Source organism: Nocardia sp. NPDC057440 (genome assembly GCF_042802915.1).
Taxonomy (GTDB): domain Bacteria; phylum Actinomycetota; class Actinomycetes; order Mycobacteriales; family Mycobacteriaceae; genus Nocardia.
Window position 1 is genome coordinate 32297 of record NZ_JBHVDF010000005.1, and the last position, 17792, is coordinate 50088.

Here is a 17792-nt window from a genome sequence, read left to right on the forward strand (position 1 = left end):
AGCTCCTGGAAGAGCCATCCGAAAGTGTCTGCGCTCTAACGAAGCCGGCCGGACCGGTCACCCCTCGTGGACCGGTCCGGCTGGCCTTTTCCCTGGACGCGACCTGTCAACCCCTCGAAGACAGGTCGTGCCCGGTTCCCACCCCCCGGTGGTGGCTTGATTCCCCTGGCACCGCCTACTGGCAGTACTCGAAGGTGCCAAGGACGGTGCGGCCGTCCTTGATCTGGTAGCCGGTGGCGTAGAGATCTGTGCTGGCGACCGGGTTCTCCCCGTCCGGCGCCAGCCACTCGACCTGCTGGATGACCTTGTACGCGTTCGGGTCGTTGCGCAGCACCTTCAGCTCCGCGCCGTCCATGTCGGCGGCCTTGGTGTCGGTGGCTTTGCCCTTCTCCCACTCGCTCGCGACAGCCAGGGCGCCCTTGGCCGCGTCGTAGACGACGGTGCGGTAGCGGACCAACTGATGTTCGCCGGGCCGGTAGCCTGCCTGCGCATAAACGATGGGGGCGGCGATCTCGATCTCGATGCGATCGCTCTTGTGGGTGCACGTGGCCTGGCCGGTGAGCGCGGCGCCGGGGTGGCCGGTGGTGTCCGCGACCGCGGCGCCCGCGCCGAACACCAAGGCGCCTGCAGTGGTCGTGAAAGCGAGGGCGGTGGTCAGCTTGCCGATCATCGTCTGTCCTTGTCGGGTCCGGGTGTTCGATTTCCGGTGTGTTCCGGTGTTGACACAAACAATGCAGCCCGGGGCTTGGCGCGCCCTTAAGAAGATCTTGTAGGCACAAGACCACAGGTAGAACCGCCGATTTCAGCGAGAACCAGCCGAGTTGCCACCACATGAGCCCGAAACGGCGGATGATGGAATGAGGGCGCCAAGAAGATTGGAGCGGCGATGGAAACCGTGGTCGTGTGGATACTGGCTACCCTGCTGTATTGGTGGGGCCTGCTGTAGTGCGGTGTAGCCGCAGCCTGTGACAAGCAAGCGAAATCCGTTCCGCCCCTGACCGGTCCGGTCAGGGGCGGAGCGGTTTTCGGTGCGGCTGTCAGTCGATGTAGGTGGCGAGCTCCGCCTCGGTGCCGTCGAGATCGGCAGCATCGGACTTGTGTTCACGCATCAGCGCCAGCGCGGCGGCCATGAGGACCGCGCAGGCCGCGGCGACGAACGTGGTGGACATCGCAGTGCCAAGGCCAGCTCGGCAACCAGAAGCCGGTGCCGACCTCGAGAGTCGCCAGCACCCCGAACTCGGCGGCGGTCACCACCAGTGCAGGCAGCCCGACCTTCCGCGACCGGTTTCGCCGATGGGAATCATCCGGAGCCCAGGTCTTCGCGGGCGCGCTCGGCGATCTCATCCACCGCGGTGTCCGTCGAGAATCTCTCGATCGCCGATATTCCCACCGTCGAAATTCGACGCCATTGGTCGTCGTCCGGAAACCCGCCCTGGTGTTGATCGAGATGGTCTTTGACGACTTCCAAGGACTCGGGGCCCATGGTGAGTGCGCGCAGTGTCCTATCCCAGCGGGCGAGGGCTTGGCCCATCTCGCTGCCCACGATGCGGACTGCGGTTTCGGCACGTGTCAGGGTTTGCATCGGTTCGAAGAGCTTGTCGAGTTCCGATGTCAGAAACCCGGAATCCGGTGGATGAAGCTGCAAGGCGGCGCGCAGCCGACCCAACCGGCTTGCGAGGTCACCGTACGCGGCAACGAAATCCACATAGACGGATTCGCGATTCGTCCGGACGGCCTGCGCTGCCGCGAAGCGCTGCTGCCGGTCCATTTCCGTGCTGCTCACATGGATGGATGACCACGCCGACGCGCTGGCCGAGATCACCGCCGCGATCACCGCGGTGACCAGCGCGTACCGCCCGTGGCGCGTCGCTAGTTCCAGTTCGCGCTGAAGGGCTGCCAGGTCCGACGACGACACCGGCGGAGCCGATGGTTCGGGCGGACCGACAGGCCCCTGGCGCGCGTTCGGCGATGAGGTGTCGTCATCGGCAACCATTGGGTCAAGTTACGTCGCACGGTTTGCTCGAGTAACCGGACTCGCTCGAAGTCGACCGTTCCGAACTCGAACAGCAACCTTGCCCTCGGTTATGAGGTCGAGGGTGATTCTGTACAGGATCAGCGCAGTGATTCGGTCGCGAGCTTGGTGGCGTCGGCGACTACCGCGTCGTCTCCCGTGGCGTCCGCGGTGCCCTTGCGGGTGAGTACCGCGATGACTATCGGGGCTCGACCGCCGTCGGGCCAGGTGATCGCCACGTCGTTCAGGCAGCCGTAGGCTCCGGTGCCGGTCTTGTCGCCGGTTGTCCAGTTGGCGGGGATACCGGCGCGAATTCGCTTGTTTCCGGTGGTATTCGCCTTCAACCAAGTGATCAATCGGTCGCGCTCGGGGGTGCCGAGTGCGTCGCCGAGGACCAGGGCGCGATAGTCGGCGGCGAGCGCGGCGGGGGTGGTGGTGTCCTGTGGATCGCCGGGGACGGCGGAGTTGAGTTCTGGTTCCCAGCGATCCAGCCTGCTCACCTGGTCGCCGAGTGTGCGCAGGAACGCCGTCACCTCCGCAGGGCCGCCGAGTTCGCGCAGCAGCAGGTTGGCGGCGGTGTTATCGCTGTGGGTGATCGCCGCTTCGGACAGCTCGGCCACCGACATTCCGGTGGCCACCTTGGTGCCGGTGACGGGTGAGTTCGCGACAAGGTCGGCCTCGGTGAACTGGATGACGCGGTCGAAATATCCGGTGTCGAGCGGATGCGCCTTCAGCAAGGCCGCCACGGCAAGCGGCTTGAACGTCGACAGCAACGGGAAACGCTGGTTGGCACTGTTCGACACTGTTTTGTCGGTGGCGGTGTCCACGGCGAACAGACCGATTTGGGATTCGTAGCGCATCTCCAGGTCCGCGATCCGCGCGGCGGCCCGCACCGGCGCGGCGGTGCTCGGAAGCCCTTGCGCCGCTTGTGAATCGGTGCCGCAGGCGGCGAGCAGCGGAAGCGCGAGCGCGGCGGCGATGACTACCCGATAGTTACGTGTCAGCCGAAACATGCCCTCACTGTGTCAGGCGATCGGGTAGCCGGACAAACGGCCTCGGCCCGGACAGGCTCAGCGCATGGCAGGTGCACACCTAGAGAGGTGAGCACCTGCCGACGTTCTTGGCTGCTACGCCGATGCGCCGTTCAGTCCTGCGCGCACGCCTTCCTCGACCCGCTTGCCGAGATCGGAGTCCACGTTCTTCCAGTACTCGAAGACCCGGCTGAGCACCGGCTCCCGCACACCACCGAGTACGTGGCCGACAATGTTGTTCACCAAGCGATCTCGCTGGTCATCGTCGAGCACCTCGCGCACCAAGGTGCCCGCCTGGGTGAAGTCGCCATCCTCGGCGTGCGTGATGTAGCCCGTGCGCACGATGGTCGGATCGAAATCCCAGATGCCGCCGTCAGGCGCCTGCTCCGGGTCGGCGTGCGGGCCGCCGAAGGAATTCGGCGCGTACACCGGCACACTCGCGTCGTTGTACTCGTAGCGCATGGAGCCCTCCTTGGAGTAGGAGTTCACCTCGGCGGCCTTGGCGCGGTTGGGCGGCAGCTGCGCGTAGTTGGCGCCGATCCGGTAGCGGTGCGCGTCCGCATAGGCGAACACCCGGCCCAGCAGCATCTTGTCCGGCGAGAAACCAATGCCGGGAACGATATTCGACGGCTCGAAGGCGGCCTGCTCGATGTCGACGAAGTAGTTGCCCGGGTTGCGGTTCAGGGTCCACTTGCCGACCTCGATCAGCGGGTAGTCCCGGTGCGACCACACCTTGGTCAGGTCGAACGGGTTGAACCGGTAGCCCTCGGCCTCGGCGACCGGCATGACCTGAACGTGCACCGTCCAACTCGGGAACTCGCCGCGCTCGATCGCGTCCCAGAGGTCCTTGCGGTGATAGTCGGCGTTCTCGCCGGCGATCCGGTCGGCGTCGGACTGGGTCAGGTAGTCGATGCCCTGGTCGGTCTTGAAGTGGTACTTCACCCAGAAGCGCTCGCCCGCGGCATTGATCCACTGGTAGGTGTGCGAACCGTAGCCGTTCATGTGGCGATAGGTCTTCGGGATGCCACGGTCGCCCATCAGCCAGGTCACCTGATGCGCGGTCTCCGGACGCAGGGTCCAGAAGTCCCACTGCATGGTGTGATCGCGAAGTCCGTTGCCGGGCAGGCGTTTCTGGGACCGGATGAAGTCGGGGAACTTGATCGGGTCGGTGATGAAGAAGACCGGGGTGTTGTTGCCGACGAGGTCGTAGTTGCCGTCTTCGGTGTAGAACTTCACCGCGAAACCGCGCGGGTCGCGCCAGGTGTCGGGGCTGCCCTGCTCACCGGCCACCGTGGAGAAACGCACCAGCGACTCGGTCCGCGCACCCGGCTGGAACAGCGTGGCCTTGGTGTAGCGGCTGACATCGTTGGTCACAACCAGCTCGCCGTAGGCGCCCGCACCCTTGGCGTGCACGATCCGCTCCGGCACCCGCTCACGATTGAACTGGGCGAGCTTCTCGATGAGGTAATGGTCGTGCAGCAGGATGGGACCCTGGGTGCCCGCGGTGAGCGACTCATTATCGCTCTGCACCGGGGTACCGGTGTTGGTGGTTGTCGGCTTGGTCATGTCGAAGCCTCCTCGGCTGATGGAACAACGTCCCGGGGATGGGCTGCCCCGGGCTGTCGGGGTGACTACCGTTCTTGCGAACGACAGGTAGGGCACAGACCCCAGAAAACGACCTCTGCCTCATCGATCGTGAAACCGTGGTCGCCCACGGCTTCCAGGCAGGGCGCGCTGCCCACAACACAGTCCACGTCCACGACCGTGTCACAGCTTCGGCACACCAGGTGATGGTGATTGTCTCCGGTCCGGGTCTCGTAGCGCGCGGCCGAACCGGCCGGCTCGATACGCCGCAGGATTCCGGCCCGCACGCAGGCCCGGAGCACGTCGTAGACAGCCTGCGTGGATACCGAACCCAGTACTTCCCGGACCGTGGCGGCCAGCCGATCGGCGTCCGAATGCGGTCGGGCCGCGACCGCATCCAGCACCGCGACCCGCGGGGCGGTAACCCGCAGGCCTGCCGCGCGCAACTGTTCGCGCGGATCGGCGGTGTTGGTGTGCATACCCACGATGGTTACTTCTTTTCTGGAATTAGTCAAGAAAATGAATCTCTAAGGTCACCGCATCTCGTGCGATGAGAGCGCGCCGACGCGCGTTGCGCGAGTCACCGTCGGCGGTGCGGAATAGATCGCGGCACGGCACGGTTGACCACCTCTGTCGGCGTCCGGACAGCCCCGGGCCTCACCCCTTTTTGTCGCTTCGAGCGACCACTCGCCGAGAGGCGCTTGTGGGACGTCGGCACCGAGTCGTGACGCTGGCGTGGCGTCCGGCGGCTCAGCGCCGCCAGGTCTGACGACCTGGCGGCGTTTTCGCATATTCGGTGATGCCCCCCATTCGGCTCGATTCGTGGTGCGCGACGCGGTGGTCGAGGATGCAGCCCCGCGAACATCGCGATCGCGGCGGTCATTGTCACGATCAATTTCACCGGTAGGCAGAAGTCCGCACTCGCGACGCACGACATAGTCACGGTCGCGGTGGGGGTGACCGCACTGGTTGTCGACGTTGGCGAAGCCGTAACACATTCGGCGGCAACGGTTCTGCCCGATCAGATCGGGCCGCGCCGAGCGCTGGAGTCGAGGAACTGCCGTGCGCCCTCGGGCCACCCGGTAATTCGCCTCCTCGTAGCACCGAATTTTGCCCGTCGGACGCGCAGCCTGTTGCCCGGTGCGCCGGGTGCCGGCGCGATAGCCTTTGGCCATGGGGCGTTTCTACGGATTCCTGGCAGGAATCGCGGCGGTATCGCTGGTGGCGGGGAGTGTGTTCGCCGGGAGTGCGCAGGCGACCTCGGTCGAGCAGGTGGAATGCGGGGTGTCGTCCGGGCGGGAACCAGAGCGGGCGGCGCCGGAGCAGGTGGGGCTGAATTCGCAGCGGCTGGCCGAAGCACTGGCCTTCGCAGGCACGCGGAATCGGCTGAATGTTCAGGTCTTCCGGCACAACTGTTTGATCGGCGAGGGGCCGACGAACGATCAAACCGGAGACGTCGCGTGGAATATTTGGAGCTCTACCAAGAGCGTGGTCTCGCTGCTCGCAGGAATAGCGTGGGACCGAGGCCAACTCGACATCGATGCGGCGATCGATCGATATCTGCCGCCGGGACTCGGTGACGAAGCGCATCGGTCGATCACGGTGAAGAACCTGCTCACCGAGAGCTCGGGGATGCGCGTCGGCGTGCTCACCGAGGGCATTACGGGAGTGATACCACTCGACCCGAACAGCGCGGTGCAGGCGCTCGGGGTGCCGCTGGACAACCCGCCCGGCACGGCGTTCAGCTACAGCCAGCGCAATGTCGACCTGCTCGCGTATGTCATCGAATTGGCGGTCGGCGAACCACTGCAACAGTTCGCGCAGCGAGAGCTGTTCGATCCCCTCGGCATTGCCCGCGGCGATTACTACTGGGCGCGCGATCGCGCCGGACACACCTACGGGTACGCGCACCTGATGATCCCGCCGAACGATTTCGCGAAACTGGGCCTGCTGGTGAGCAACAATGGGCGCTGGGGCACAGAACAACTCGTGTCGCAGGAGTACCTGCGGCAGGCGCGGCAGCCCTCGGCGACGAACAAGTGCTACGGGTACCTGTTCTGGATCGGGCCCGGGTGCGCGGAGACCCCCGCATTCCTGCCCCCCGATGTGTATTCGATGTCCGGGCTCGGCATGCAGAACGTCTTCATCATCCCCAGCCTGGCCGTGACCGTGGTCTGGACCGGGGTCTACGGCAACGTCAGCAGCCAGGGCCCGTCCGGAATCGTGCAGAACATCATGGAACTGCCATACGAGTTCTTCCGCAGGCTGTTCGCCGCGTTCGACGAAAGTCCAGTACCCGACCCGGGTCCCTACATCGAGCCGCCAGTGCGACTGGATCCGAGCCGGTTCGTCGATACCAACATCCTGCTCGCGGTCTTCGGAATCGGGCCGTCGGCATACCCGGGCTGCAATGTCTTCGCCTGCCTGAACTACCCGCTGGCCCCACCATTCGCGGATACCGCGCCCGGCTGCGTCATTCTGGTGTGCCTCGGCCCCGATCCACGCACGCCCAGGATTCGCTGAATCTCCCGCACAACCGAATCACACACCGAAGAAGGGCATTTCGCCTGCCGCGACGCCGCCGCCGTGCGCCAATCCCGTGCTCCCCGGCGCCTTTCGCCGATCCACGACACTGCCGGCCCCGTCCTCGGCGCCATCGCTGCGCTGGAACGTCTGTGACGGAATAGCGCAGTGCCGCATCACCGTGATCGGCTATGCGGGTGACTCGGCTAGATCCGTGACCCAGCCGTGCAGTTCGTCGGTGCGCAGTGCGGCCGCGTGGCGTTTGCGCAACGCCTGGGAGATCGGGCCTTGGCGGCCATCGGCGATCAGTCGGCCGTCGACCTCGGTGACCGGAGCCGCACCCGCGGACGTGCCGGAGACGAAAATCTCGTCGGCGATATACAACTCGGTCAGATCCACCGTCCGTTCGACGAACGGAATACCGTCCTCCGCGGCGAGGGTGAGGATGGTGCGGCGGTTGATGCCGTCGAGGATGTCGCAGGACACGTCGGGGGTGATGAGGGTGCCATTGCGGACCAGGAAAATATTGGCCGCACTGAGTTCGCAGACGTGACCGTTGCCATCGAGGAAGATGCAGTCGTCGTAGCCGCTGTCGATGGCATCCTGCTTGGCGAGCACCGAATTCACGTAAGCACCGTTGACTTTCGCGCGCGAAGGAATCGCATTGTCCGGAATACGCCGCCACGGACTCGACTTCAGCCGCATGCCGTCCTGCGGGACGATCGGCACCGCGTCATAGACGAACATGCTCACCTTAATCTCGCAGCCGCGAACCCTGGTGCCGGGGATCGACTCGACGACATGCACTGTCGCCCGCACGAATACATCGGTGACGGGCGCGTTCCGGTCGATCAGTTCGACAACCGCGGTCCGGAACCTGGCGAAATCCCACTCGGCGGCGAAACGATCGATGCCGATGATCTTGCAGGACTCTTCGAGTCGCCGGAAGTGATCGTCCAACCGGAAAGCGGTGCGCGCCGATCCATCCACATGCACCGGGAATACGGTGTAGACACTCAGGCCATAGAGAACCGCCGAGGATGCCACATTCACCGATGCCGCGTCGGCGGCAACGATCCGGTCGCCGAAGTACACCTGCGCATGTGGGTTCGCCATTGCCGGAGGCTAACAACCGAAACGGCGTTCGGGCGAGTCAATTTTCGGCCCGCCCGTCGCCCCATCAGCGCTCGGCGGGCCGAGCGAGCCTGGCTGTATCCATGTAATCGCGGAACAGCGCCACCTTTCCGTCACGTACCCGGACGACGTTGACGGAGGTACGGACCCGAGCCCGCCGCGCGCAGAGCACCGGCGCGAACGACGATCAGCGCCAGCGCGGCTTCATGGTCGTGTTCGACGGCCTGCGGCGGCGCTGAACCGCGCCGAATGAGGCACCAACGGCGCGGTGGTCCACCCGTCGTGGACCACCGCGCCGTTCGGTGATTCGATGCGCCCTGCCGGACTCAGCGGTCGGCGAGCAGGACCTCGGCGATCTGAATGGTGTTGAGGGCAGCGCCCTTTCGCAGGTTGTCGCCCGAGATGAACAGAGCGAGACCGCGACCGTCCGGCACACCGGGATCCTGGCGGATGCGACCGACGAGGGACTCGTCCATGCCGGCGGCCTGCAACGGGGTCGGCACCTCGACGAGCTTGACGCCCGGCGCCTTGGCCAGCAGTTCCTTGGCGCGCTCCACCGAAATCGGTTCCGCGAATTCGGCATTGATCGACAGCGAGTGGCCGGTGAAGACCGGGACGCGCACACAGGTGCCGCTGACGAGCAGCTCGGGCAGCCCGAGAATCTTGCGGCTCTCGTTGCGCAGCTTCTGGTCCTCGTCGGTCTCCCCGGAGCCGTCGTCGACGAGCGCGCCCGCGAGCGGGATCACGTCGAAAGCGATCGGCGCGACGTACTTGTTCGGCGCGGGGAACTGCACCGAACTGCCGTCGTGCACCAGCTTTTCGGCGTCGCCGACCACGGCGCGCACCTGGGAAGCCAGCTCCTCGACCCCGGCCAGCCCGCTGCCGGATACCGCCTGGTAGCTGGAGACAATCAGGCGCTGCAGCCCTGCCACATCGTGCAGCGGCTTGAGTACCGGCATCGCCGCCATGGTCGTGCAGTTCGGGTTGGCGATGATGCCCTTGACCAGATTGCGCGTCTGCTCCGGGTTCACCTCGCTGACGACCAGCGGGACCTCGGGATCCTTGCGCCAGGCCGACGAATTGTCGATGACCGTGACACCGGCCGCCGCGAAACGCGGCGCCTGCACGCGGGACATGGTCGCCCCCGCGGAGAACAGTGCGATATCGAGGCCGGACGGGTCGGCGGTCTCGGTGTCCTCGACGACGATCTCGCCGCCACGCCACGGCAGCGTCTTACCCGCCGAGCGCGACGAGGCGAAGAAACGGATCTCGTCGGCCGGGAAGTTGCGCTCCTCCAGCAGTTTTCGCATGACAGCGCCGACCTGACCGGTCGCGCCGACGACGCCTACCCGAACTCCCATGGCTTATCGCCCCGTTCCCGCATGGACAACGGCGACCTCGTCGCCGCCGAGATCGAAGGCCCGGTGCAGCACCTTGACGGCCTCGTCCAGTTCGCTGTCCCTGACCAGCACCGAGATCCTGATCTCCGAGGTGGAGATCAGGTCGATGTTCACGCCCGCGTTCGCCAGCGCCTCACAGAAGGTGGCCGTCACGCCGGGGTGGCTCTTCATGCCGGCGCCGACCAGCGACACCTTGCCGATGTGGTCGTCGTACAGCACCTGGGCGAACCCGATTTCGTCCTGACGCTTGGTCAGCATCTCCACCGCGCGCGCACCGTCGGTCTTCGGCAGGGTGAAGGTGATGTCGGTCTTGCCCGTATCGATCTTGGAAATGTTCTGCAGCACCATGTCGATGTTGATCTCGGCATCGGCGATGGCGCGGAAGACCTTGGCCGCGTAGCCCGGTTCGTCCGGCAGTCCGACCACTGTCACCTTGGCCTCGCTGCGGTCGTGCGCGACGCCCGTGAGGATTGCTTTCTCCAAGGGGATGTCCTCCATCGATCCGTAAACGTAGGTGCCCGGCTTGTCGGTGTAGGACGAGCGCACATGCACGGGAACGTTGTAGCGGCGCGCGTACTCCACGCAGCGCAGCATCAGCACTTTGGCGCCGCAGGCCGCGAGCTCCAGCATCTCCTCGTAGGAGACCTGCTCGAGCTGCTGGGCGTCCGGCACGATCCGCGGGTCGGCGGTGAAAACGCCGTCCACATCGGTGTAGATCTCGCAGACGTCGGCCTCCAGCGCCGCGGCGAGTGCGACCGCGGTGGTGTCGGAGCCGCCGCGGCCGAGCGTGGTGACGTCCTTGCTGTCCTGGCTGACGCCCTGGAAGCCCGCGACGAGCACGACGAGTCCTTCGTCGAGCGCGCTGCGCAGCCGACTCGGGGTGACGTCGATGATTTTGGCGTTGCCGTGCGCGCCGGTGGTGATCACGCCGGCCTGCGAGCCGGTGAACGAGCGCGCCTCGGCGCCGAGTGAATGGATGGCCATGGCGACGAGCGCGTTGGAGATCCGCTCACCGGAGGTGAGCAGCATGTCCATTTCGCGGGCAGGCGGCGCCGGCGCCACCTGCTGCGCCAGGTCCAGCAGTTCGTCGGTGGTGTCACCCATGGCCGAGCAGACGACCACCACATCGTGGCCCTGCTTCTTCGTCTCCACGATCCGTTCAGCGACGCGCCGGATGCGCTCGGCGGTTGCTACCGAGGATCCTCCGTACTTCTGAACTACGAGAGCCACGACAGGGTCCTCCAAGATCGACAATCAGCTGCTGACAGCCACCAAGACTACCGACTCGGGTCCAGTGGATTTGTCGGTACCTCCTCAGCTCACCAGTATCGAAGGGGCCATTCGCGAATCGAACTCGGCCGAAAGGGTTTCCAGCAACCAGCGATACTTCGTGTTCTGAAACGCCGCGATCAACCACTCGCCGTCCCGCCGAATGAGCACGGTCGTCTGGACTTTGGTGGTGCGGCGATTGCGTCGCTCGAGGCCCTTCACCACCGCGCCTTTGCCCGTGCACGACCGCCGACATCCGGGGCTCCGGTTGAGCGACACCGTGGCTACGCGCACGATGGAAACCATGAAGAGCACGGTGTTCGAGGTGGCGACGGGGCACAGCGAAGTCGTCCACGACATCACCCCGCAGTGCGCGCGGTTCGCGCGGGAGGCGGGCGGCGACGGTTTACTGCACGTTTTCGTGCCGCATGCCACCGCGGGAATCGCGGTGCTCGAACTCGGCGCGGGCAGCGACGACGACCTGCTCGCCGCATTGCGCGACCTGCTACCCGCCGACGACCGATGGCGGCATGCGCACGGATCCCGCGGCCACGGCCGCTCCCATGTCATGCCCGCGCTGATCCCGCCCTACGCCACCATCCCGGTCATCGGCGGCGCGCTGACGCTGGGTACCTGGCAGTCGATCGCCCTCGTCGATCTCAATGTCGACAATCCCGACCGCCAGGTGCGCCTGTCCTTCCTCACCAGCGCCTGAGCTCAGGAGCGCAACTCGCGACCCCCGCTGCCGATCGCGCCGCCGTCGGCCGATCAGGCCCGGCGCAACCACGTCACCTGAGTCCCATTGGTGCTGACCGTGCGACGCTGCGTCGGAGTGAACAGCGTCGGACGGAACTCACCCGCGAAGGCGGGTGTGCCGGTACCCGCCACCACCGGATAGCTCTTGATGACGAGCTCGTCGATCTCGTCGAGCACGGCGGCCGCGAATTTCCCGCCGCCCGCGAGCCAGATGTCCATGCCGTCCTCTTGCTTCAGCGCACGGACCAGGCCGATCGGGTCGCTCTCGACCAGTTCCACCGCCGGGTCGTCGATCCGGCCCAGCGTGCTCGACACCACGTACTGCCGCATGTGGGCGTACGGGCTGGTCACACCGATGGCAAGGCCGGGCTCGTAGGTGCCGCGACCCATCACCAGGGTGTCGAACGTGCGATTGGGTTCATCCACGGCCAAACCCAGATGCGGGCGCGCATGGGTGGGCAGGGTCTCGGGATATTCGGTGCGAATCCAGCTCACCATGTCTTCCGGCAGTGGGTAGAGATCGAGCTCACCATTCGGGCCCGCGATGTAGCCGTCGAGGGACATCCCGACGAAGTAGACCAGTTTTCGCATATCCAAACCGCCTCATCCGTTGTACTCTGCCTGAAGTAGATTGCGAATGTAGTACTACAGATGGAGTGGTGTCAAGTGCGGACCAACCCGGAACGGCGGCAAGCGTTGATCGATGCGGCCATCGAGGTGCTCGCGAAGGAAGGCGCACGCGGGCTGACCTTCCGCGCGGTGGACAAGGAAGCGGGCGTCCCCGCCGGGACGGCATCGAATTACTTCGCCAACCGCGACGACTTGCTGACCCAGGTCGGCAGCCGGTTCTACGAGCGGCTACAGCCGAGCGAGGCGACCATGGCCAAGCTGACCGAGGGGCCGAAGACCCGCGCGAACATCACCGAACTGATGCGGGAGGTTGTTTCCCGCATCGAGGCGTTCCGCACCGGCTACCTGGCCCTGCTCGAGCTTCGACTGGAGGCCACCAGGCGGCCGGAACTGCGCACCGTGCTCACCGAGCGGGTGCGCGCGGACATCGACCTCAACGTGCGCAACCACCTCGACTCCGGGTTGCCCGGCGACGAGAAATCGGTGCTGCTGCTCTATCTGGCACTGAACTGGCTGATCGTGGACCGGCTCACGCTGCCCGACATCTTCACCGAGGAACAGAGCCACGAACTGATCGAGGCCGCGGTCGAACGGATCATCGGGGGCGGGGACTGACCCCGGAGCTTGTGACGCGCATCACTTGCATTCGATAATGGAGCAATGATGGCGAATGTTGGAGATCAACTACTGGTACACGGGCATGTTGTGGGCCAAGGCGACCGCCATGGCGAGATCATCGAAGTCCGCGGACCCGAAGGCGGACCGCCCTACCTGGTGCGTTTCACCGATGGGCACGAGTCGCTCGTCTACCCAGGACCGGACGCGGTGATCGAGTCGAAGTAGCAGGCCCGAAGACCCGCGGCCTGGCCGGATAGCGATCGGGCCATGCCCCGCCACCCCACGCACCGATCCTCCCGATGACAAGTCGGCTGGACCGGCGAGTTCGCCGTTCGGCGGCACTGCACATTCGGAATCCGTTCGCCCCGTTCGCAATCGGTCGACATCGGCGTGATGCCCGATACCGCGGGCCGCCCGAGGTGGTCCTAGCCACTGACCACACAGTTGACGACGGTATGTGTCGCTGGGCACAATCGCCGATGTAAATGGGCGGGGGCGGAGGTATGGATGCGCACAAAAACCGATATCCGATTCGTCGTCGATGCCGACCCCGATCAGGTGATGGATGCTCTGGCCGCGGTCGAACAGCTCCCCGAATGGTCGAACTCCTTCCTCGACGCACGGGTCGCTTCCCGGGATGACGAGGGTCGGCCGCGACGGGTGTTCGTCAAGGCGGAATTGATCGGCGGCTCGGATCTGCAGGTCCTGGAATACGACTGGACCGACAGCCGGTCCGAGTGGGTGGTCACCGACAGCACGCGCGGTGTGAAGGGCGGGGGCTGGTTCGAGATCTCCGACGGCAAGGACGGCACCGACGTCTGGTATCACGTCGAGCTGTACCTGCCCATCCCGGTTCCCGGGCTCCTTGTCAGTCGAACGCTGCGGCGTTCGAACGAGGAGGTGGTGGCGAACTTCATCGATTTCGCCGAGCGATTTGCGGAGACCGAAACGATCGAGGCCGGATAGCGAGTAGCCCAGCGGCAGCGGTTCCGGCGCGCACCTGTCGCACAGAGGTGCGAACATGTGCATCATGATCGGTTCCAAAAGGATTCGGCTGCGCCAGGTTTCCGAAGGTGATTCGGTAACTCAGCTCGAGTTGTTCTTCGACCTCGTTCTCGTCTTCGCCTTCACCATGGTGACCGACCTGGCCGCCGGGGAGACCAGCGCGAAGAACCTGCTGCGCGCGATGCTGGTACTCGGGGTGATGTGGTGGGTCTGGATCGCCTACTCCTGGCTCGGCAACGTCTTGCGCGCCGACGAGGGCATCACCCGGGTGGCGATGTTCGTCGCCATGGGCGGGGTGTTCCTGGCGGCGCTCACCATTCCGGAGGCGTTCCGCGATCTGTCGGGCGGCTGGTACGGCCCGCTGGTTTTCGCGATCGCGTACCTGGTCGTACGGCTGGTGCACCTGGCCATGTTCTGGTTGGCCAGCGCGGAAGATCCGCAATTGCGCAAGCAGGCCATGAAATGGGGGGCTGGTTCGATCACGATCGGCACCACCCTGTTGGTGATCGCCGCGACGACCGAGGGAGCACCGCAGATCGGGCTGTGGATCGCCGCGATCGCGGGCGACATGCTGTGGACCTTCCTGGCAGGTGAAGACTGGCGAGTGAATTCGGCCAGTCATTTCTCCGAGCGGTACGGGCTGATCATCATCGTGGCGCTCGGCGAATCGATCGTCTCCATCGGTATCGGTGTGGCCGGGCTGCCCATCTCGTGGCCGATCGCGGTCGGCGCCCTACTCGGCCTCGGGATCTCGGGGCTGCTGTGGTGGGCATATTTCGATGTCGCCGCGCTGTCGGTGGAACACGCGCTCGCCGAGGCCGAGGGCGAACGCCAGATCAAGATCGCCCGGAATTGCTACACGTTCTGGCATTTCCCGATGATCGTGGGAATCATCGCGTTGTCGCTCGGTTTGAAGAAGGTCCTCTACTACGTGGGCGACGCATCGCACCACACGCTGAAGGACGCGTTGTACGGAGTCCCGCTGTTCTGCCTGTACGGCGGCGTGGTGCTGTATCTGCTCGCGCTGGTCGGGTTCAAGCACTATGCGACGGGCAAGGTCACGATCGTGCGTGTGGTGGTCGCGGTGGCGCTGCTGGCACTGATCCCACTGGCGGCCGTATTGCCCGCGCTCGCGTCACTGTCGATCCTGTGCGCGGTGCTCGTCGCGCTGATCCTCTGGGAGACAGCCAGGTACGCACAGCCGCGCCACGAGATCAGGCACGCGGTACACGACTGAGGTGATGGTGCACCGACGCCTCGGGGTGTGACGGGCCGTAGGCGGACGGCTCGACGCGCACACCGTGGTGCACGGCTGTGCGGATCTGGTCGATGTTCTCGCGCAGCATGTCCGAGACCAGCTCGTCGGTCCGCGGATCCTCCAGCACCTGGAACAGAATGCGGAATGTGGTGTCCGCGATCAGCCGGATGATGTCGTCGTGGAACGGGATGTAGCGGACCCGCCCGGCCTGCGGGTCCTTCTTGATGAGCTCGAGGATCATCTCGTCCATTTCGACGCGGTTCTCTTCCAACGCCGCCGCGATATTGCGGGTGTAGTGACCCGAACGCAGCACATGCGCGACCTCGTCGAGGACCGCGATGGTCATCGGCCGTTTGATGACGTCGACGATGGTCTTCACGAACCGGTTCACCACCGCCGCGGTCACCCGGTCGCCGAGCGCCCGGTCCGCCACGCGACCGACGCGGACCGCGATCACCACGATCCGCAGCAACCGGAACCCGCGGAAGAACGGGCTGGTCACCGGGATCATGCCCAGCACCTCGTACCAATAGATGAACGGGTAGGTCCACGGCCAGCCCGCCCGGCGCCAGCGCCAGAGGAACTCCGCGGCGAAGATCGCGCAGACCGAGTAGTCGATCACCACGATCACCCGGTAGGTGTGCGCCGCGACCGGGAAAAAGGTGACCCAGGCGACCAGCACCACGGAGACGATGGCAAGCGCCAGCATCACCAGGTCGCTCCACAGGGCGGGCGGCTTGCGGAAGAAGTCGTCCGGCTCCGGCGCTTCGTCCATACTCGAGACGGTGGTCGGAGCTGCCACGTGAGGAATCCCTTCGACGCCGAACGATCCCGGCCGAGAGTAATCGGCATCCGCCGAGCGCACTTCCCACACGTGCAACGGCTTGATCACCTTCTCGGTGCGGACCCGCCGATGGCAGCGCTATTTCCCGGCGCGCACGATCGCTTCGATATTGCGCTCGGCCAGCGCGGCGATGGTGAGCGACGGGTTGACCGTTCCGGTGCTGCCGGGAATGGCGGCGCCGTCCATCACGTACAGGCCAGGGTGGCCGTGCACCCTGCCGTTGCGGTCGGTGGCCATGCCGAGCACCGCGCCGCCCAGCGGGTGGGCGGTGAAATTCGCGTTCGCGTCGTACCCGAGGGCGCCGAATTGGACCAGCGCATTGGATCGTTCGGCGATGCGCTGGTCGACCGCGCGGGCAGCGGCCGCCGTCTCGTCCCGATTCCGAGTCGGCCAGGACAGCCCGACGCGGTTGCTCGCCCGGTCGTAACCGAATCGAGCCCGCGTCGGATCGAGCACCATGCCGAGCGAGGCCAGCGCGCCGGTCTCGAACGGAATGCCGGGGACGTACCAATTTTCGAGGGTCAGCGGCACCGCCGATTCATCGAAGATCCTGCTCACGCTCGGCACCGCCTGACCAAGACCCGCCAGTTCGCTCGCGCCACGGGCGAGCACAACGTCGCCGTTGTTGCCCCAGCCGTCGCCGATGTGTTCGTTGAGATTCGGCAGTGTCCCGGTGGCCTGAGCCCGAACCAGCAGTTCCGAGGTGCCGATGGAGCCTGCGCCGAGGAACAGCCGATCACAGGTGAGGGTGCGGGTGCTGAGCACTTCGCCGGTCGGCGCGAGTTTGGCGACGATGACCGAATACCGGCCGCCCGACTCCTGCGCGATGGCGTCGACACGGTGGCCGGGGAACACCGCGGACTTGCCGGTGCCCTGCGCGTACCGCAGGTAGTTCTGATTGAGGTCGAACTTCGCGCCGTTGGAGTTGCCGAGGTTGCTGCGTGCCGCGATCGCCGATGGGCGGGTGCCGCCCGCGAGTTCGCCGCGCAGGATGTCCCAGTTGAAAATCGAGTCGTTGGGCACCGGCTCGTAGCCGGCCCTGCGCACCTGGGCGTCCCAGAAACGGGAGTGGGTGAAGGGCGCCGCGCCGTACAGGTCCGCGGGAACCGGGCTGAGCCGCAACATCTCTCGCACCCGCGGGTAGTAGACGCGGTCCATCTCGCCGTAGTCGACGGTGCCACCGAAGACATGGTCGAAGAACCGGCGTTCGGGTGCGACCATCGCGCCGGTGAAGATCACCGAACCGCCGCCGACGGCCGCCGCGCGCCACACATCGATGCCCGGGTACTCGGTGCAGTCGAGCACGCCGCCGAATCGGGCGAACTGCACCGGCACCTTGGTGACGCCGGTGAAGGTGTTGCGATGCCAGAAGCCGCGGCCGTCGGGCAGGTCATCGCTGGTGAAGACCTCCCGCCACGGATCGTTCGGCCAGCGCGAGCCGCGCTCCAGCACCGTGTTCGCGATGCCCGCTTCGGCTAGGCGCAACGCGGTGACCGCAGCCCCGAAACCGGAGCCGATCACGATTGCGGGCGAGTGCGCGGGCGGATCGGGAAGCGGCGCAAAGACTTCCGGCACCCAGGCGCGGAACAACGAGTGCCAGACCGGATCCGCCACTGCGGTCCCGGTGTTCAGCGCCGTGCCTGCGGCACCTAGCAACGCAGCAGCACCAGCCGCCCGGAAAAAGGCACGTCTCTGCACCAAGGCCACCTCCCTCATCACGCATGGCCGA

Annotated in this window: 19 protein-coding genes; 6 read left to right on the forward strand and 13 right to left on the reverse strand. The window is 65.7% G+C overall.

Features of this window, described 5'->3' with window-relative positions:
- Positions 1–175: 175 nt before the first annotated feature.
- From ACFU4Z_RS11670 to ACFU4Z_RS11695, 6 genes are all read right to left on the reverse strand, one after another.
- Positions 176–670, reverse strand: coding sequence for a hypothetical protein (locus ACFU4Z_RS11670; protein ID WP_379061746.1), 495 nt, complete (start codon positions 668–670; stop codon positions 176–178).
- Between the two features lie 367 nt (positions 671–1037).
- Complete coding sequence (locus ACFU4Z_RS11675) at positions 1038–1169, reverse strand: hypothetical protein (protein ID WP_379061748.1); 132 nt, start codon at positions 1167–1169, stop codon at positions 1038–1040.
- Between the two features lie 131 nt (positions 1170–1300).
- Positions 1301–1993, reverse strand: coding sequence for a hypothetical protein (locus ACFU4Z_RS11680; RefSeq protein ID WP_379061750.1), 693 nt, complete (start codon positions 1991–1993; stop codon positions 1301–1303).
- Positions 1994–2112: 119 nt separating this feature from the next.
- Positions 2113–3024: a class A beta-lactamase gene (gene bla, locus ACFU4Z_RS11685; protein ID WP_379061752.1), complete on the reverse strand. Its 912-nt coding sequence runs from the start codon at positions 3022–3024 to the stop codon at positions 2113–2115.
- A gap of 114 nt (positions 3025–3138) precedes the next feature.
- The gene (locus ACFU4Z_RS11690) at positions 3139–4608 is read right to left on the reverse strand and encodes a catalase (RefSeq protein ID WP_379061754.1); all 1470 of its coding nucleotides are present in this window, start codon (positions 4606–4608) and stop codon (positions 3139–3141) included.
- Between the two features lie 65 nt (positions 4609–4673).
- A complete protein-coding gene (locus ACFU4Z_RS11695; RefSeq protein WP_379061756.1) occupies positions 4674–5105 on the reverse strand; it encodes a Fur family transcriptional regulator in 432 nt (143 codons plus the stop codon).
- Positions 5106–5799: 694 nt separating this feature from the next.
- Between ACFU4Z_RS11695 and ACFU4Z_RS11700 the strand changes: the two genes are divergently transcribed.
- Positions 5800–7149, forward strand: a complete 1350-nt coding sequence (locus ACFU4Z_RS11700; RefSeq protein WP_379061758.1) for a serine hydrolase domain-containing protein — start codon at positions 5800–5802, stop codon at positions 7147–7149.
- A 189-nt stretch (positions 7150–7338) separates the two neighbouring features.
- On the opposite strand, the gene ACFU4Z_RS11705 is transcribed toward ACFU4Z_RS11700, so the two are convergent.
- The 4 genes from ACFU4Z_RS11705 to ACFU4Z_RS11720 all read right to left on the reverse strand — a co-directional run bounded on the left by ACFU4Z_RS11705 (position 7339) and on the right by ACFU4Z_RS11720 (position 11258).
- Positions 7339–8265 (reverse strand): aminotransferase class IV, encoded by a 927-nt coding sequence (locus tag ACFU4Z_RS11705; protein ID WP_379061761.1) that lies wholly within the window; start codon positions 8263–8265, stop codon positions 7339–7341.
- A 344-nt stretch (positions 8266–8609) separates the two neighbouring features.
- Complete coding sequence (locus tag ACFU4Z_RS11710) at positions 8610–9644, reverse strand: aspartate-semialdehyde dehydrogenase (RefSeq protein WP_379061763.1); 1035 nt, start codon at positions 9642–9644, stop codon at positions 8610–8612.
- Between the two features lie 3 nt (positions 9645–9647).
- Positions 9648–10913 (reverse strand): aspartate kinase, encoded by a 1266-nt coding sequence (locus ACFU4Z_RS11715; RefSeq protein ID WP_379061765.1) that lies wholly within the window; start codon positions 10911–10913, stop codon positions 9648–9650.
- Between the two features lie 84 nt (positions 10914–10997).
- Positions 10998–11258: a hypothetical protein gene (locus tag ACFU4Z_RS11720; RefSeq protein ID WP_379061767.1), complete on the reverse strand. Its 261-nt coding sequence runs from the start codon at positions 11256–11258 to the stop codon at positions 10998–11000.
- On the opposite strand from ACFU4Z_RS11720, the gene ACFU4Z_RS11725 reads away from it, so the two are divergent.
- Positions 11257–11667: a YjbQ family protein gene (locus tag ACFU4Z_RS11725; protein ID WP_379061769.1), complete on the forward strand. Its 411-nt coding sequence runs from the start codon at positions 11257–11259 to the stop codon at positions 11665–11667. The genes ACFU4Z_RS11720 and ACFU4Z_RS11725 overlap by 2 nt on opposite strands.
- A 53-nt stretch (positions 11668–11720) precedes the next feature.
- Here ACFU4Z_RS11725 and ACFU4Z_RS11730 read toward each other — a convergent pair whose 3' ends face one another.
- Positions 11721–12299 carry a dihydrofolate reductase family protein gene (locus ACFU4Z_RS11730; RefSeq protein WP_379061771.1) on the reverse strand — a complete coding sequence of 193 codons (579 nt, stop codon included), beginning with the start codon at positions 12297–12299 and terminating at the stop codon, positions 11721–11723.
- 60 nt (positions 12300–12359) lie between these two features.
- Between ACFU4Z_RS11730 and ACFU4Z_RS11735 the strand changes: the two genes are divergently transcribed.
- The 4 genes from ACFU4Z_RS11735 to ACFU4Z_RS11750 all read left to right on the forward strand — a co-directional run bounded on the left by ACFU4Z_RS11735 (position 12360) and on the right by ACFU4Z_RS11750 (position 15198).
- A complete protein-coding gene (locus ACFU4Z_RS11735; RefSeq protein WP_379061773.1) occupies positions 12360–12953 on the forward strand; it encodes a TetR/AcrR family transcriptional regulator in 594 nt (197 codons plus the stop codon).
- Positions 12954–12998: 45 nt separating this feature from the next.
- The gene (locus tag ACFU4Z_RS11740) at positions 12999–13181 is read left to right on the forward strand and encodes a DUF1918 domain-containing protein (protein WP_366528760.1); all 183 of its coding nucleotides are present in this window, start codon (positions 12999–13001) and stop codon (positions 13179–13181) included.
- A gap of 282 nt (positions 13182–13463) precedes the next feature.
- Complete coding sequence (locus ACFU4Z_RS11745) at positions 13464–13922, forward strand: SRPBCC family protein (RefSeq protein ID WP_379061775.1); 459 nt, start codon at positions 13464–13466, stop codon at positions 13920–13922.
- Between the two features lie 64 nt (positions 13923–13986).
- Positions 13987–15198: a low temperature requirement protein A gene (locus tag ACFU4Z_RS11750; RefSeq protein WP_379061777.1), complete on the forward strand. Its 1212-nt coding sequence runs from the start codon at positions 13987–13989 to the stop codon at positions 15196–15198.
- Here ACFU4Z_RS11750 and ACFU4Z_RS11755 read toward each other — a convergent pair.
- Both ACFU4Z_RS11755 and ACFU4Z_RS11760 read right to left on the reverse strand, forming a co-directional pair.
- Complete coding sequence (locus tag ACFU4Z_RS11755; RefSeq protein WP_379061779.1) at positions 15176–16021, reverse strand: ion transporter; 846 nt, start codon at positions 16019–16021, stop codon at positions 15176–15178. The genes ACFU4Z_RS11750 and ACFU4Z_RS11755 overlap by 23 nt on opposite strands.
- Before the next feature lie 120 nt (positions 16022–16141).
- Positions 16142–17761: a GMC oxidoreductase gene (locus ACFU4Z_RS11760; protein WP_379062518.1), complete on the reverse strand. Its 1620-nt coding sequence runs from the start codon at positions 17759–17761 to the stop codon at positions 16142–16144.
- Positions 17762–17792 lie beyond the last annotated feature (31 nt).